The sequence below is a fragment of the Streptococcus mitis genome (genome assembly GCF_002860865.1).
In the GTDB taxonomy this organism is placed as follows: Bacteria; Bacillota; Bacilli; order Lactobacillales; family Streptococcaceae; genus Streptococcus; species Streptococcus mitis_AT.
Genome location: NZ_PKIE01000003.1, coordinates 123,686 through 140,788, shown reverse-complemented (window position 1 = coordinate 140,788; position 17,103 = coordinate 123,686). Strand labels below are relative to the sequence as shown.

Genomic DNA, 17,103 nt, shown 5'->3' with positions numbered 1-17,103 from the left:
ATTATATTTGTCAACATGTTTATAATTATGTTTATAATTATTTTTGTTACAATGAAGTTTCTATTTCCTTACGCTGTTCCACATTTTTCTCAATGTCTTGATGTAACTTATAATCTTTTGTAATTGTTTCTACTCGTTGATACAAAGCCTGGCGCTCAAAGGTCGCCTCCTTAACAAGTTTATCGATTTCAGATTTTCGAGTGCTAGGATCTACTCTCAGATCTTTCAGAATAGAAATAGCTAACTTCGATTCCCGAGGATCACTTGACTCCAATGCAAGAAATGCAGACTGAATTTTATTAAGCTCACCCAATCGTTGATCTAATTTATCAAGCAAGTTATCTACTTCTTCCAGTTCCTCTTCAAAACGATTTAACAATTCATCAAATTGCTGTCCTTCTGTCACTCCATGAGCAGATAGATAATTATATTCACGAACAAGCTGATCCAAACTGGAAATTTTCGGATTTTTCCGTACAATCATTTCTCCATTATCATACGACAACTGGGAAGCGACTGTTTCTCCCTTCATATACCGATTCTTATCAGCGTGTTCAGGATTAACAAAATAGTAGAAATCGTTTTTCCTAATAAAAATTTCATAAGAGCCATCTTCTGCTTTTTCAATCTGATGAGCAGGTATAAGAATGGTTCCCTTATTTCTAATCCCAAATTCCATTTCAAGATAGATTCCATTTTTCGTTTCTTCCATCACCTGCCATTCTTCAACTGTGATTCTCATTTCAAAATCATCTTCTCGTTCTGCTACCATCTTTTCATATTCGGATTTTATTTCATCGACAGAAAAAGTCACCTCGTTGGCAACTACTCTCTCAGAAATTTTCTCTAAAGAATAATTTCCTTTTTTTGATAACGTGCGATCTCGAACATTTCTGGTTTGATCTTGATCAGTTAGACGATACTTGATTTCCTTTCCTGAAGTATCAACTATCAGATTTAAAGCTCGTGCCTTAGACTTGAAATCTTCTAAGGAGCTTGAATGTTTTAAAAGGAAATCTAAACGAGATTTAATTTCATAACGAAATGAATTTTTCTTTCGGTAAGCATGATACGTTTTTCGATTAGTCCATAATCTCTCTTTGAGAATTTTAGCTCCAGCTAGGTCAGCATACTTATCTGAAATATTCTCTAAACTTTTTTTCGTTCCTTTTTGCCATCGAAACTTTTTTAAAGTAACAGAATTAGTAGAATTAAAAATAATGTGATTATGAATGTGTCCTTTATCCATGTGAGTCGCTATGACAAATTCATGTTGTCCACCAGTTAATTCTAAAATTGTTTTACGACCAATCTCATGAATTTCTTGTGGAGTCAAATCATCTTCAGGAGAAAATGATTGGATGATGTGATGAGCCAACACTCGATTCGGATTTTGAATATCCGATAGCTCTTTTGTCCCTGATCGTTGAGCCGCATTCTTTTTTGTCAAAAGAAATTCTTCTGTCGCTGTACTCGCATCTGTAATTCCATAAGTAGATACAAGTTGCTTGACTACTCGACCATCTTTAACTACTGCTGGAAACTCTACTTCATCATTCTCCAGTAAACTTGTTTTTGAGGGATTCTCAATATAGCGCAATGCATTTGTCAGACTTTTTAGGTCTGTCATTTCGACCGTCTTTGCTTCGTCCTCAATATATTTTGTAGATCTTCCTAGAGATGCCACTCCTTTTATCTGAAGAACTTTTGTTACAACCATCTCTCTTGTTCCTTTGTTTGATTTTCTTGTTTTTGGATAAACTGGCTGACTGTATCTTTCAAATGTTTTTGCAATTCAAGAATCTGACTCAATTCATTGAGACTAGCTTGATCATCTTCGTTTACCTTTTTTGCGACCTGATTAATATTGCCCCCTATCCGATTTATTTCCTTACGCAGTTCTCTCAATTCTTCAAAATTTAAGATTTTGACCTCGCCCATAATCAACATAATTCGGGCAAAGGCATTAAAATTTGTCATTCCAGATTCTGCAACTTTAGTTGAAATAAACCGTGCCTCTTCTTCCGTCAAACGAATTTTTTTCTGAATCATTCGTTTTCGTTTTTCTCCATTTTTCAAAAATCATCACCTTTATTCTAGTATTTTTTGACTGAGGGGCTAAGCCCCTTTTCTTCTGGCAAGCATAGCACTTGGGTACCCAAATGCTGTTTTTAAAAAGGTCAAAGTTAGTCAGGGTGTTGTCCCTGACTATTCTTGACTTTTTAAATCTTTGGGGAAATCCCCAATCCCCTAATCCCTGCAAGTAGGAATGTTATCCTATCACGAGGGAGAAGTTTGACTAAATTTTTAAGTCTTCCAGTAGAAACTCCATTGTATCAACCATCTCCATTTTAAGAATTTCGTCTTTTAGTTGTTCAAATCGTTCATCACTCATCCCTTCAATTTCTTTAAGTGCAATGGGATACATTTCTACTTCTTCTAGCTTATAGTTTGTTTTAATTCGCATATCTCTACGAAGAATGTAAAGACATTCCTTACGTGAAATGTGCTGGTTAACTTCATTCACTTTTGGCGAATCTGTAGCCTCATCCTCAAAAAATATCTCCATTAAAAGATCAAAAGTTTCTTGTTTTAGATGTTCAATCATCTTCCGTTTCTCCTTTTTTGTTTTTATTCCTACGGACTAATGCCTCCATTATTGAGGGTTGCTCAGGGACTTTTTTTCTTCCACCTGCTTTACAGCCTCCGCCTTTTGATTCCCCAACTGCTCAGATTTTTCTTTTGCCTGTTGGAGTTTATCAGCAAACTTATCTTTCGTCAGAGTTTTATTTTTCACTAATTCTAACTTAGCATCCATCCGATCAATCAAACTTTTTGCTTCTTTCTGAACAACCTGCAGTTGTTCTACCATATCTTCAAAACCATTTTTATCCTTCGCCCAAATAGCCAAATATCCAAAACTATAACTACTCGTATCAAAACCAAAATGATTAGCCACGACATAAGCGACACTTTCAGCTTGTAATTCTTGCTTACGATATTGGTCGTCCCCATATTGGGCATTGCTTCCTCTATGTAAATCTGCATGAGCCATTTCATGAAAAATGGTTTTTAAAATCTGTTCTTGACCCTTTAATCCTTTTGAAATAACAATTCGATTTTCATCTGGAGAGTAATAACCATTTGTGCTCTCTCTTTTAATTTCTTCAAAACTGATAGGAACCTGATTATCCATTGAAACAGCTTTGGCTGCTCGGTACAAATCTTCATAATCTTTAACATCTCCAGTTAATTCATTAATTGCTTTTGGCAATTCTTTTCCTTCTGTTTGAGATACATCAAAGACATTCCCTAACTTGAATCGAGTAACGATGATTTCCTTCTGTTCCATTTCATTTTCAGCTGGAGTAAAATCTAACTCCTTTTGATGAACAGGAATGCTGGTTTTCACTTGATACGGAACCCAAATCTTCAGAGCTTTTGAACCCTTTTTAACTGTTCTGTCAAAATCTGTTTTCCATTTATTGAAACTAGCAACTTGGGAAACATTAGGATTTTGCATCTTCAGCAAATGAATATTGTTGAGTGAGTAGTTGTGAAACTTACTCATCGTATCCAAAAACGATTTAAACTGTTCTGAATCTAAATAGTTCTTCATTCCCTCTTTCAAGTGTTCAGCTAAAGCTTTTGTATCTTTATTTGCGACTAACTGGGAAATGGTTTGTTCTGAAGTTTTAGTAGCAATTGCATCGGTTATAATAGCTCCAATTTCAGCTTCAGCATCTATCATTCTTTCTCTATCTTCCTGTTTTTTATGAAGGTTAGAAGCACCATTGTATGGATCTGTTCCTTGCAACATCTCATCGGAATTAGAAATACCATCACCATCCAAATCACGATCCCTCTCGTCTTTTCGGTTATACTGATAAATTTTTTCGTATGGATTATCTAGTGTATTTTGCGAATTCTTGACTGGTGTCTTTTCAAATTCATCTCGAATGTTGACAATGGTTTGTTCAACTTTTTCCGATAATTCTTTAATTTCTTTCTGCCATTTTTCTACAAGAGCTATTTGTTCTTGAGGCGAATCTCTAACTCCCAACTTCTCAAACCAAGCAGATAAATTTTCGATCTCAACACTATCCATTCCATCAAAAGAAATAAATCCTAGACGACTGTCATGACTACTATCCGAAAAACCAATCGGGCTGTTTTCTAACACTCCATAAGGTACTTGGGATAAAAGTTGATCTGCATAAGGAGTATCTTCCAAAGCGTAACTGAACTGAGAAATATCTAGTTCGCTCGCCAATCTCTCCAGATGATATTGATTGAATAATGCCCTATCTATCTTCATCAGCTCTGGATTCTCTCTCATCTCTCGTGTACCAAGTCTTTCTTCATGAGCGATTGGATTAATCTCCTCACCAATATTGTAACGGATGCTATCCTGAATCAGTTCACCATCGGGAGCGTAGATACTAAACTGGATCTTAGTTGGAGATATATAGGCTTCTGGATGACCACCAGTCACTTGTTTTAGCTCTTCCTGATATAGCTGATAGAAGCTCTGATTGGCCTTGTAAAGCTCTCTAGCAAAATCTTGATAAGATATCAGCTCTGTCTCTTTAAACGGTAATTTCGGGCCACCTGGGCGATCCTCAGCCCATTGAAGGCGGACATTGTAGTTATTTTTGTCAATCTCATTTAGTTGAATTGCCTCAAACAAGCCGTTTTTCATAATGGATTGCAATTCTTTGCCCCCATCCTTAATATAGTCCTCATTGATTGATAGCTGTTCAATGTGCCCATTACGTTCACGGAATACAGCAAGAATAGGAGTTTTATCTGCCTTCTCCAGTTCCTTGCCCAGTTTTGCTCTGGATTGAAATACTGATACTGGAATATAATTTTCTTCTTCCAACTCTTTAAACAGTAAAATAATATCTTTATCATCAGACTTTATAAGGCTGTCAAAGCGCCCATTATATCGTCTAAGATTAGTTAAATCATCAAAATAGAAAGATGTACTTTCTGTTGCGACTGAAAGATCTGACAGGACGTTGATTTTGTCAAAAGCTGCATCATTGTTAGCCAAAAGAATATTATCAAAGTGCCCGTTTCCCTCTGCAAAATCACGTAAAGTTTTTTCAGGTGTCTGCCCTGGTGCAAGTGGCTTAATCCCTGTTAAGTGCATGAAGTGCTTCTCTTCAAAATTTACTTGTACAGTCTTATCAGGAGTGACATAATAAATCTTAGAGTTAGCCAATTCATCCAAATAATACTGCGCTGCATTCTGAATAGTTTGACTACGAATTGTACGATTCAATTTAGCTAATTCATTCGAGGAAATAGAATGATAATGACCATCATTACTTGACTGAAACTCTTCGTTTATGCTAAAATATAATAAATGAGAGGATAACGTAGGGCGACTGGTAACAGAGCGTTCAAAGGTACCAACTTCTGGTACGGGTGTGGGACTGCCTTCAGCCTTGGGCTGTAAAGACCCCTGACTACCATTGGTCCTCTCATTTTTTTGATACTCTGAATTCATACTTTGCTCTTGAGAAGTCTCAAGAGCTTTTTCTGTGCTCTGATTTTCTTCTTGCGCTTCATAAGTATCTCCAACCGGATCAGAAGGCTTTTCAAAGATTACCGTTTTATCTCCATCGATGACCATCTGTTTTTTAGGTTCTACTGAGAAGCTAATATTATTCCAGTTTTTCTTTAGCCATTCCGCATCTTCGGGAGATAAATTACTAGTGTCTATGTTCAATACAGAACTCTGATCATCTTCTAGGACTAGTTCACCTTGATCTTTTTGTTTAGACAGTAACTTGTTTACCACCTCTCTTTCCTCCTTCGTATTAGGGAGATATTGAGATGATTGTTCAAATTTTCCTTCTTCTGTCAGTTCTAAAGCTACTTGACGTAGCCCTTTTACAAAGTAGATATTTGGATGTTTAGCCCATTGTTTGATCTCTCCAGAATCAATTATATCCTGTGCTTCTGGTTGAATAACGAATCCGTCATCTTTTTTTGGACTACTTGGTACATCCTCTGCTTCATACTTAGTTTCATTCTCGTACGATTCCGACATACTATTTTTTCTTCCTCTCTCTTGATTAATAATTGTTTGATATTCTTGACGGACTTCTTCCTTTGTCAATTGCCTATCTGACACAAAGGCTTTTACATCCTGTGTAGTTAGCTCTTGCGCTTTTGCAAGAGCTAGTTCCTTCTCAAAAAAGCCCTGATAATGCCAGGACTTTTCGTCTACTGTATAAACATGTGCTAACTCTTTAGGAGTGTTATTCCCTCCCTTCAGAAAGTCATTCCAATCTTCCTTCTCCTGGTCTCTCTGAAGGATAGGGGGAATCGCAATCTGTACTGGAATCCCCTTTTCCTGCAGACTAGTTATAAATTTATGGCCAGCCATATCATTATCTACAGCCAAGATAATCATATCCTGATGCTGACCATCTTTAAAATAGTTCGTTGTTCTAGCGACTACTTCTAGAGCTTTCCCAGTATTCTGATTGACTTGATAGGATTTATCATTTATCTCTGCATACAATTCCATAAACCGTCTACTAATGATTCCTTCTTTTACTCCATCCATAGCTACTAAGCGGACATCCCGAAGCCTATCTTTATGAAGCTCATAGTAGCTCATTAGATCGATTGGAGCTTCCGCAAAGACCAAATGTTTTGGGGTGCCAATATCAATTGAAAAGCCTAGTTGTCCGTCTGAATTTCTCATAATTTGTTTTAGGCGTCCACGTTCAGGATAGTGCTCCCGATTCTCTACTATTCCCTGAAGGCTCGCTCCAGCTAAAAAGCCTGTGTTGTCCTTATACTTAAAGACAATCACAGGCTCAAAATAGTCTCCCTTTTTTCGGATTGCTTCCGCTATACTCCCTTGGCTAATAAAGAAGTTAATCGTATCATCTGAAAGGTCTCTCTCTGCCTTCAAATAGCTTCTAGAGGCGCTGAAATCCTGACGCTCATATCTTTCCAGGTAATAGCTAAAAGGCTCTTTTGGGGCCGTCTGAGCTTCTACATCGACTTCCTTAAATTCTCCAGTTTCTAAAAAATACATCGCTTCCTTGTAAGAAACACCTCGTATGGTTTGAACTAACTGAATGACATCTCCAAATTCAGTTCTTGAATTCCAGTGAAATTCATTTTTCCTTGTATCGATTACAAATGAATCGTGCTCTGTCCAGGTATAACTATAGCTTCCTGTACGCTTTAACTCTATGCCTAGTTGCTCTGCAACAGAAATAATAGATAATCTTTTGGCTTCTTCTTTACTTAATGCCATCTGTTACCTCCCTACAATGAAAATTCTGGCTCTTCTTTTTCTGCTACTATATCTTGTGTCTGTTCTCTCTCAAGTTCTTCTGCTTCTACAAAGTGTTTTAAATCAGGAATATGAAGTTGGGCTTGTTTTAGCTTATCATGAACCAACAAGTTCTCATCGATATAATAGATCGCTTCCTGGTGTCCGTTGAAACCTTTCTCTAAATCAATATTATCAAAGCGGATAACAGCCAACTCTGTCAAACTTCCCTTATACCAAGCTCCAATCTCACTTTCAAGATAGAAGCGAACAGATTCTCTATCTTCCGTCTTTGTATCCCGTAAATAAGCTAGTTCCCAACTTTCACCCTGAGAATATCCAGTGACTTCTTGAACGATTAACTCCTGACTATTCGTTCCTAAAATCTGGTTAATATCTCCTAAACGTGGTACCAGAATTTCCTGAGCTAGTGCAACGGCTTCTGTACGATAATCGAAAAATTCATATTCTTCCCTATCTTCGACATAGTTCCTAACGAAATCTGAATAATGAGGGAAATGTTCCTGGAAACTAGGTGAAATCATCCCATAGATATAGGCTTGTTTTACTGTTTCAAACTGGGCTATTTGATAATATGAGGGATCAAGCTTGCCCTCTTGATTCAATAGTTCCTTGATATTTTCTGGAAGTTGAATGGGTTCTGAGTCTGGCCAAGTTTTCTTAGAATAGTTGATTACTTCTTCATAGAGAATCGTATCAATCTCTGGATTCTTCATTTCAAGCAAAGTATCTACAATTTGAGCATATTCTGAAAGATTGGAACGATAATCAGTAATCAAGCCATCTTTACGAACCTCCCACTCCTCAACCTGAGCATTTTCTGGAGTTCGTAGTAACAATACCTCCTCAGCTTCCAGATCAACTCCAATGACCTGATCGCCATTGGGTAGCTGATCCATCTCCAATTCCCGAATCCTAGCATCTAATTGATTATTAACCTGAAGCAAGTCTTGCTTCAAGTAAAATAATTCTTCTGCATTGGCTTGTAATTCCTCAAAATACTCTCTGGAGATTTTCACTGGTTGAACCAATAAATCTTTCTCTCGTTGCTCTCGAGGGTAAGAAAACAAGTAGGGAGCAACTTCTTTGAAGTCCTGGTAATTCATCCATTTTATAGATTCAGTAACAATCATATTTTGGACATCGATGACATCTGTATGAGGAGTGATCCAGCTAGATAAAGCCAACTCTTTTACGGCTTCAGATAGGGGGTAAGAAGGGATATGTTCTAAAATCCCCTCAAAATAACCAATCCCTCGAGCAGTTTCTTCCTCAACTTCACGCTTCATTCGTTTAAATTGTTTTTGTGGTAATGTATTCATTCTATTTCGTTTCCTTTCTTTCCATTATCTGGACCGTAAAAGGTATCTACAATTCCTGCAGAGCGTAAAGCAGATTCCAATGCCGATCTCGCTAGCTCAGAAGCTGCAATACCTCTTACCTTCAATTCCCATAACTCTTCCTCTTTTTCCTTAATTAAATTATCCATCCAAGCATTGTCTTGCACAAGCTCATCTCGCCGTTGCTTGAGTTCTTCTAAATTCATACTTTATCCTTTCCATCAAAAAAACAGCTCTTCTTTAGAACTGTTTCATTACCTACTATTTTTATTTATTTAAAAGTCTTTGCCAGAACGATCGTTTTTGTAAATACTCTATCTTCTCTTCTGCTGCATTTTTCAGTTTACGTAAACGTTGCGATTTATTGGTTAGACGTTGATTTTCGGAGAGAATTTCTCCTTTTTCCTGCTTCAGTTTCTGATTAGCATATTCCAGTTTTTGATTCTCCTTTTCTAACTTCTTATAATACTCCTCCTCTTCGTGATACTTTCTCAGGCGTATTTTCACTTCCTCGATGTTTTTATCAAGTTGATCAACTTTTTCTGATTTTTCAATATAGGATAGCCTTAATCGCTCAATTTCTGTCAGGAGTTCCTGACACTGTTCCTCATAAGTTTTCAAAGTTTGGTACTTCCTTTCATTATCATCTAAAAAGACAAATGCTTCTATGTGGTATTTGTCAAAATTCCCATACAGTTTATAGTTTGTTTTCTGATAAACTTCCCTCACTCTAGCAGCAATACTTCTAACCTGTTCAGGTGAAGTAAATTCTTTAGGAACATAAATTTTAGTAGATTCAGGGAAGTGAGCTTCGGCTTCAAACAAGGGAATGCCTTTTTTAGCTAATTTTATCCGTTTAGCAGGTTCTGGTCTACTCGTTTTATAAAATTCAATACCTAGTTGACCATTTAAACGGTAGTATTCAGAATAAGGATAAGTCCCATCAATATCAATCAAGAGCTTTAGAATAACAAAGTCTTCATCTTCAAATACAATCCGTTGCATCAGAGAAATAGCTTTAGGAAAAATATAAGCCGTATGATCGTCATATTCAATCTGAAATTTCTCAATAGTCTTAAAAGCCTCGATAAAAGCATTCAGCTCAGAGGAATATTCAAAGCTACTTTCTAACCCCTTTAACGGGCTCTCTTCACCTGGATAGTAACTAAAGTATGGTTGACCTACATAGCGACCATCTTTTTTCTGGCTACTTCTTGGATTAACCTTGAGACCCGTTTCCAAATCAAAAAGAGTCGCCTGTTCTTTTGGTGTCGTGATAATTTGTGCTCGCCCCTTTAAAGCTAGTGCTTGAAAGGCATTCACAATCTCTTCTTCTCCGGATTCTTTCCGCCATACTGCATAAAACTTTGAAACAGCCATATCATCCCTCCTTCAGCATTCTCCACTTATTATATCATAAAATACTAAGATATATTCTGCACTCTGGTTCTTAGTTACCATCAACTTAAGTTCATCTGAAGAAAAGATAGTCAACTTATAGAAAGTTGTATATCCAAAGATTCCTAACTCACTTTGAGAGGAACTTCCTCCACTTCCTCAATCCCGATATGAATAACATTTTCTTCCCCAACCTGGTCTTTCCACTCATCAATATCGCTCAGATAGCGCTTGTATCGATACCAATTGTCATCGTTTGGGCCATTGCTTAGGAGATTGGCTCTTGGATGCGTATCCAGGTTAAATTTTTGATCTCGAAAAACATTTTGTTTGGATAGGAAGAGTAGGGCTTCTGTTGTTCCAATCGTAGCCACTTCATGCGGTGTCAACAGTTCTCGACCAATTTTGGAGTTTTGCTTAGAACTGCTGGCATTTCTTCCTCTGCTCTCACTATAATTCTGATCATTCAAAGTTTGCTTACCTGATCGCTCAGATAGGTACTTAAGCGTGTCTAAGTCATTGGAGCCTAAATAAAGAATAGCACCACAGTTATTGATAATCGTCTTTGTATTTTCTTTACCGTACAATACTTCAATCTGACTTTGAGATTGCACCATCATCTTGATAGAAATCTCTCGTGAACGAATAACAGAGATAATTGGTGGTAAATTAGGAATCTTCCCAATCTGACCAAACTCATCTGCCCACACCTGTAGATGTAATAGGTCTTCCTTAGTCTTTTTTGGATACTCACCTAATATAACTGCATCTGCAGTTTTTATTAGCACATCAAAAATGGTACTAAAAAGAAGGGCAGATAAGAACTGGTAAGCTGGATCCACTTCTGGAATATGAATAAAAACTGCTGTTTTCTCAATATTCCATTTTTCAATCTCCAGCGTATCTTTTTCAATAATCTTTCTTAGTTGCTCATGGTCAAAGACTGAGAAGGTAGTCGCAAAAATGGCATAAACAGAAGCCCGTGTTTGACCATCAAAGTTTTTATTGAATAGTTCCCACTGCCTGCAGGCATAATTCCCTGGGCTCCTTCTCTCCAAATCTTCAAACATCAATTCAACCGGACTCTCCGCTTCTGGATGCTTCCTTCTCAATTCTCGAATCATATCTGTAACCTGCCCCAAATTAGGCAGATAGTGATCGATTTGACCATCAAAATAAAGATAGCCAATTAGAGAACGCATCAAGAGTTTATTTGCTGCAGGCCAAAAAGGATCACTTTCATGACCATTTCTGTTGAGAGACTCTGTAATTGCCTCTGCCACTCGGTCTATATCCATTTCATTATGAATATATCTAAAAACGTTGAAGCCATCTGAATTCAGGAAAGTAATCAAATCAAAAATCTTAATCTTATAGCCTTTTTCTACAAGTGATTTCCCTGTTTCATGAATCAAAATCCCTTTAGTATCTGTAGTTACAAAACTAGAGTTAGCTTGTAATATATTCGGTTTTACAGCACTACGTGTCTTTGAATCCCCTGTACCTCCATACACCAGAATATTTTTATTAATCTGATTTTCAAAGCTCAAGCGGTTATTAAATAGTCCCATCTGACTGTTCTGGGTAAAAATCATATTCTTTTCAGGTTCTTCGTCTCGGAATCTCATCAACTCTTCTCTTGTCGCAAAACGAGCTGATCCATGTTCTTCTCCATAGCGGTAAGTCCCCGTATCAGATACTCTCAAATACAGCAGAAAAGCAATCAAAAATCCGCCCATACCAATTAATAAAGAAGCTAGTGTGAATTGAAAATCAAACCAAGATTTATCGCCCAGATGGTTGTTCATCCAGTTAAGCTTTCCAAATCCAAATACATCTGTTACTGAATCAGTATCTGGTGCCAACAGCCATAGTTTAAAGAACCAATGAAAAAGGTAGAATAGACCAATTCCTAACAACAAATACGGTCTAAGTCTCCGTTTCTTCTTTTCTGTAATCACTTCATTTTTCCTCCAATCTGTGGTTCGATATTTTCTGGAAGAACAAACTCCTTCGTATGAATGTTCACCTGGAAGGAAGAAATTTTCTCTTGTTCCACTGCTTTGAAATGTTGCAATTTCTCTTCAAAAGAAGTTGTTTTCCCATTTTTAAGGTTTCGCTCATTGAATCCTTTAGGATCTCTTGTGATGCCTTCTAGGACATCCTTAAAGGCTTGTTCGACAACTCCTTTATCTTTTGCATTGAAAGCAAGAGTTGTCTTACCATCAGGGTGTGTATAAAAAGAAAAGCCAATCCCATATTGGCCCAGTTCTTTTCGAACTGCCTCGAGATTGACTTCATTATGTAGTAATTGCTGGACTTCTTTAGTGTCTGCCGTTGCCATGAATTTATTCCAGTCTGTCTCACCAGTAAAGAGGACATTTTCCCCTCTGGCCTGATACATTTCAACTGCCTTAGAACTCACCAGAAAGAGGCCTTTTAAGATGATTTCTCCTGTCACAAGAGTTGCCCGTCCTAATTGGACTACCACTTGTTCTTGTTCCATTTTAGCTCACCTCTTCAATTTTGAAATAAAGATCCTTCAGTTGACTAGCTTGTTTCTCTTTGGCAAGAATCTGTTGTCGCAACTCATTGATTTTATTTTGACACTCAATAATTTCCTCGTTTGCTTCCTTGATGAATTCTTCGTTAGACTGAATTTTATGTTTAATAGACTGCTTATAAGTGAGGGTCTGAGCCTCAAAGCTATCAATGACCTCTGAAGGCAATTCTACTGTCGTCGCATGAGAAAGAGAGAAGGAAGGCTCAACATTGCCCTTATCTTCTTGTTTAACAGGAAGAGATCCAGTTTCTTCCTGACTTGATTTTTCAACACTAGAAACTACTTCTTGTGTAGGTTCTACTCGTCCTTCCTGTACCGCCTCTGTTTCATCCAGTCTACTGAAGTGTTCTGTAGTCCACTCATCGGATGAGAAAGTATCCTTATCTCCCAAAGTTTTTTCCTCTACAATATCATTCTGAGGCTTTTTAGCCACCAGCTCTGCAATTCTTTGTCGATTTCTGTCTGCTTCTTTCTTTAACGTTAGTTCTTCTAGCTCAGGCTCTGGTTGAGATTGGGATTCTCGTTCGGCTGGTAAGGAGGTATTTTCTTTATGTTTTGCTAAAAAATGAAGAAAACCTCTCTTTTTCTTTCCAGTACTCGTACCAAAATTTTCCAGCAACTGATCAATAATCCCAACAAAAGGTATTTCAAGACTAAGTTCTTGTAGGATTTCACCTTCAGGATTAAGAGAATAAAGCTGATATGTTCCGGTTATTCTATTACTCTTCATTCGCTCATTGATGATTTCTAGCCTTGATAATAAATCATCTCGATTCTCAAATGTTTCCTCTTGATTAGTCAATTGATTAATAATTTTATACATGATTCACTCCTTGGTTACTTGATTGTGCTGGAAGAATGAGTTCCTTCATTTCCTGATAGGATAAGCCACTCTCTTCTGATAGTGCAATAAAAAGCTGTGCTTCCAAATCTTTTTCTTGATTTATGTAATTCTTGATTTTTTTATCTGCTTCTTCTTTTTGTCGTTGCGCTTTTTTCTTATCTTTCCTCACTTTCTCAAGCTTACCTTCAAGTTGTTCTATTTTTTTATTCATTCAATTCTCCTTATTGGTTACTACTAGTTGCGGTTGTTGGTTCAGAAGATGTAGGTGTTGCCGTTGATGTAGATGAAACTGGAGTCGAGCTTGAACTGCTAGTATCTGAATAAGTTCCTATACTTTGCCCTCTCGCTTCAGTCAATACGATAGGCTCTATTTTATTGATTAATAGTTTCCCTGCTTTTTCTACATAGGTCAATCGAATTGTCGCCTTAGTACTACCAGTTAGCCCCTTAGAAGCTCTATTATCTTTCTCTGTTAAGGTAGTACTAGTATATTGAACCTGAGCTAATGCAATTTTATGTTGTTTATCAATGTAGATAGAGCCTGATTCAAAAGCTTGATCAACCACATACCCCTTATAGGTCTGGTTGACTGGTTTTTGTTCTTCTTGAACAGTTTCCTGATACATAGAATCAGTCATAAAAGGCTTATAGCGCGGGCGATTCTCTTCTAAATCCTTCTTGGTATAGTAAGCAATTAGAAAGTCCTCGACCTGCTGTTCAGTAAGAGATAGTTGTTCCTGTTGTTTCTCTTCTGGTTTCTGCTTTGCCTCTTCCTGAACTTGACTATTCTGTCTCAAATTCTGCTGTACTCGGGCAATAGAATAGCCCAGGACAATACATAAAATAGCAGCAACTCCCATAAGGAATCCCTTTACCATTTTGATTAACTTTTGATTATACATTCTTTTCCTTTCTTATTTAGGGGTAACAAAGTATATGCCTGATTGTGGTGTCAAGGTTCGCCAAGTCGATAAGTATAAACCACCAAAGTTCATTTCTGACATTAAGAAGCTACCATCACTATTAACATACTCACAGAATCCCACGTGACCATAAATTGGTGATGCTCCAGCTACACCATTCATGAATACAACTGCAGAACCTGGTTTAGGAGTCGTTGAAATGTCATATCCTTGAGCTTGACCGCTATCAACCCATTGATTGGCATTTCCTAAATACGGATAAATTCCTATTCCAATCTGAGCAAAACGGTTATAGACATACCAAGTACAATTTCCTAGTGCATAGGCATTACCTGGATAACCTTGACCCTCTAGAATTGCTTGATCGGTAGGTAGACCATAAGGTAGCTTATCTTTATATTCTGATGGAACTTGCTTGCTAGAAATACCTGTCGAACCTCCTCCTTTATTTTTTAAGAAATTCAACCATTGACGGGCTGCAGATTGCCGTTCTAAAAGCTTATTTCCTGGGACTCCTAACCAAGCATTCAAGAAGTCCTCCGCAAGAGTTTCTACAGAACCAGTTGAGGTTACAATTCTTCTGAATGCTGCACGTCTAGTTGGATCATCTTCCTCCAGAAGAAATTTTGTTTGGACTTCCGCAGACCAAATATCTCCATTCACAGATTTTGCAAAATTCCACAACGCAAGAGCACGAGGGCCAGTAAATTGACCAATCCCAATCCCGATATAGTGCAAACCGTTGACTAGATAACCTCTTTCATTTAGAGGCAAGGTAGGGTACATAGCTTGAAAGGCTCCCCAATTACCAACTAGATTTTCTGCAGTTGGTTCTTTAGCGACTTTATCAAACTGATTATTGGTTAGATAGTCTGTTTCATAGCGTTTAAAGGTGATGGAACTCTCAATATCAAATCCTCCCAAAACGGCTGCGATTCCTTCATCTGTTGCTTCTGGTATATTTTTTTTGATTGCATCCGCAAAAGCTCTTGCACGTCTTCCTTTATCTCCAGATGTTTCAATACTGCTCACAACCGACGTTGCTTGGGTATATTCTACACGCTGGAAGTAAAAGCCGACATTGACATAAGTCCAACTCTTCTTGATATTCCCATCTTTATCTTTCTTATTTGCACGATCAGGTTCTAGCTTTTGATAATAAACAGTTTGATTTCCTTCAGGTGCTACCTTTCCAATAATATCTCCAGCTTTGACGTGATCACCTGTTTTATAGCGAATCGTATCTACGTTCTTATACAGAAACTTGGAGTCCTGATCACTAATTTCTATGTCACTCCCCTTAACTTCAACTTTCCCATCTAAAACAGCTAACAGAGACTGACCTCCTGAAGCCTGCAAAACAGATCCATTAAAAACTTCCGTCCTAGTTTTATACCCAAACCGCTCAATAATCTGAAGCGGTGCTTGTGATTCAGGTTCTTCTTCTGTATAAAATGGATTATCTAGTTCTTGAAGCAACATATATTTTCCGCTATCTCTAGCAATTTCTAAGAGTTGTTTATACTCCTCTAACTCGTCCTTATCAAGCTTATAGAGATTATTTTTGGTATAAAGCTCTTCCATCGTTTTAAGATTGTCTTTATCCCCATTCAAATTCTTCCATAAGGTATCTAAGTAAAGTTTTCCACGATTCTGTTGTGAAAAATATTTATTCCCGTCTATACGAAGCTTATCTGAAATATCATCATACTTATAATTCAAGTACAAAAGCGGATCGTCAATTTTTGTCCAATAATCTACCTTGTCATTCGATTTTTCACGATCCAATTTTGAAAGATACAACCAGGTATCATTCATATCAAATTCATCTTGACGGGTAATTCCTGAACTACCGATACCAAGTATAGCCAGAAACAAAAGCAGACCAAAAGCAATCAGATAAGCCTTTAAGCTAAATGGATTTTTGAGAATAACTTTAAGAGGTTTAGAACCTACACGGTAAAACTTCCTCGCTTTCTTAGCAACTTTCCCTGCTTTAGAAGTAGCTAAGCGTTTCTTATAGGCCTTAATACGACGAGAGAGTTTTCCTTCCCAAGAAAATTCTCTTGGAGTTCGAGTGAAACCTCTACCCTTAGCCTTATTGTAGACTCTATTTCCAAGGCTATAGCTCGATTTAACCATTCCTTGGCCAAGTTTACCGCTATACTTCCCAATCGTTTTGATCCGTTTCCCTTGAATCTGAATATCCTGATACCGATATTTAGCTCGTGCTAAATCTGATAGCGTATCATCCTGATGCGCTGCAGAACTAGCTTGTTGACTCGCAGAACGTTCTAAAGCCTGTTTAGTAGCACGATAAAACTTCTTCTTACGTGAACCACCGTTAGCCTCTTGAGCAACTTTGAAGACTTTTTTAGCAACTCTCTTCTCTAGTTTTGCCTTATCCAGTTCTTTCTTGAGTGACGCTAACTTTTTAGCACCTTCTGGAGTTAATGATTTTCCTTGTTTCTGTAAACTTTTATATGCCTTTTTTAGAGATTTTACCTTGGCCTTTGAAGCTCTAAATTGTTTACGACTCTTCTTCACTATATGGCGCTTAGAACGTGTTTGTTCTTTTAGCTCCTTCATTTGCTTAGCACTCTCTTGTTGAACCGTTCGGTAATTATTCCGAACCGTCTCCAGTTTTTGATCTAACTTATGACCGATTGTGTTTGGTCTGCCTTGATCCTGATTCATAATGAGAC

13 protein-coding genes are annotated in these 17,103 nt (G+C 37.4%); all 13 read right to left on the bottom strand.

The genetic code is table 11. The features are described from left to right. Positions 1-46 precede the first annotated feature (46 nt). The 13 genes from CYK18_RS06715 to CYK18_RS06655 all read right to left on the bottom strand — a co-directional run bounded on the left by CYK18_RS06715 (position 47) and on the right by CYK18_RS06655 (position 17,095). Positions 47-1,720, bottom strand: coding sequence for a helical hairpin domain-containing protein (locus CYK18_RS06715; protein ID WP_101785771.1), 1,674 nt, complete (start codon positions 1,718-1,720; stop codon positions 47-49). Then, positions 1,711-2,052, bottom strand: a complete 342-nt coding sequence (locus CYK18_RS06710; RefSeq protein WP_419991809.1) for a plasmid mobilization protein — start codon at positions 2,050-2,052, stop codon at positions 1,711-1,713. Before CYK18_RS06710 ends, CYK18_RS06715 begins: the two co-directional genes overlap by 10 nt. Before the next feature lie 247 nt (positions 2,053-2,299). Then, positions 2,300-2,608, bottom strand: a complete 309-nt coding sequence (locus tag CYK18_RS06705; protein WP_101785767.1) for a hypothetical protein — start codon at positions 2,606-2,608, stop codon at positions 2,300-2,302. 48 nt (positions 2,609-2,656) lie between these two features. Next, entirely contained in the window at positions 2,657-7,291 is a 4,635-nt protein-coding gene (locus CYK18_RS06700; protein WP_101785765.1) for a PBECR4 domain-containing protein, read from the bottom strand. Between the two features lie 11 nt (positions 7,292-7,302). Beyond that, complete coding sequence (locus CYK18_RS06695; RefSeq protein WP_101785763.1) at positions 7,303-8,652, bottom strand: hypothetical protein; 1,350 nt, start codon at positions 8,650-8,652, stop codon at positions 7,303-7,305. Beyond that, the gene (locus CYK18_RS06690) at positions 8,649-8,876 is read right to left on the bottom strand and encodes a hypothetical protein (protein ID WP_101785761.1); all 228 of its coding nucleotides are present in this window, start codon (positions 8,874-8,876) and stop codon (positions 8,649-8,651) included. Before CYK18_RS06690 ends, CYK18_RS06695 begins: the two co-directional genes overlap by 4 nt. Positions 8,877-8,937: 61 nt before the next feature. Further along, on the bottom strand, positions 8,938-10,050 hold the full coding sequence (locus CYK18_RS06685; protein WP_101785759.1) for a hypothetical protein: 1,113 nt from the start codon (positions 10,048-10,050) through the stop codon (positions 8,938-8,940). A 143-nt stretch (positions 10,051-10,193) separates the two neighbouring features. Beyond that, positions 10,194-12,029: a VirD4-like conjugal transfer protein, CD1115 family gene (locus tag CYK18_RS06680; RefSeq protein WP_101785757.1), complete on the bottom strand. Its 1,836-nt coding sequence runs from the start codon at positions 12,027-12,029 to the stop codon at positions 10,194-10,196. After that, on the bottom strand, positions 12,026-12,574 hold the full coding sequence (locus CYK18_RS06675) for a DUF3801 domain-containing protein (protein WP_101785755.1): 549 nt from the start codon (positions 12,572-12,574) through the stop codon (positions 12,026-12,028). Before CYK18_RS06675 ends, CYK18_RS06680 begins: the two co-directional genes overlap by 4 nt. Position 12,575: 1 nt before the next feature. Continuing rightward, positions 12,576-13,454, bottom strand: a complete 879-nt coding sequence (locus CYK18_RS06670; protein WP_101785753.1) for a hypothetical protein — start codon at positions 13,452-13,454, stop codon at positions 12,576-12,578. Next, positions 13,447-13,686, bottom strand: coding sequence for a hypothetical protein (locus CYK18_RS06665; protein WP_101785751.1), 240 nt, complete (start codon positions 13,684-13,686; stop codon positions 13,447-13,449). The genes CYK18_RS06670 and CYK18_RS06665 overlap by 8 nt, the downstream gene beginning before the upstream one ends. 10 nt (positions 13,687-13,696) lie before the next feature. Further along, positions 13,697-14,377 carry a hypothetical protein gene (locus CYK18_RS06660; RefSeq protein ID WP_101785749.1) on the bottom strand — a complete coding sequence of 227 codons (681 nt, stop codon included), beginning with the start codon at positions 14,375-14,377 and terminating at the stop codon, positions 13,697-13,699. Positions 14,378-14,389: 12 nt separating this feature from the next. Continuing rightward, entirely contained in the window at positions 14,390-17,095 is a 2,706-nt protein-coding gene (locus CYK18_RS06655) for a phage tail tip lysozyme (protein ID WP_101785747.1), read from the bottom strand. Positions 17,096-17,103: the final 8 nt, after the last annotated feature.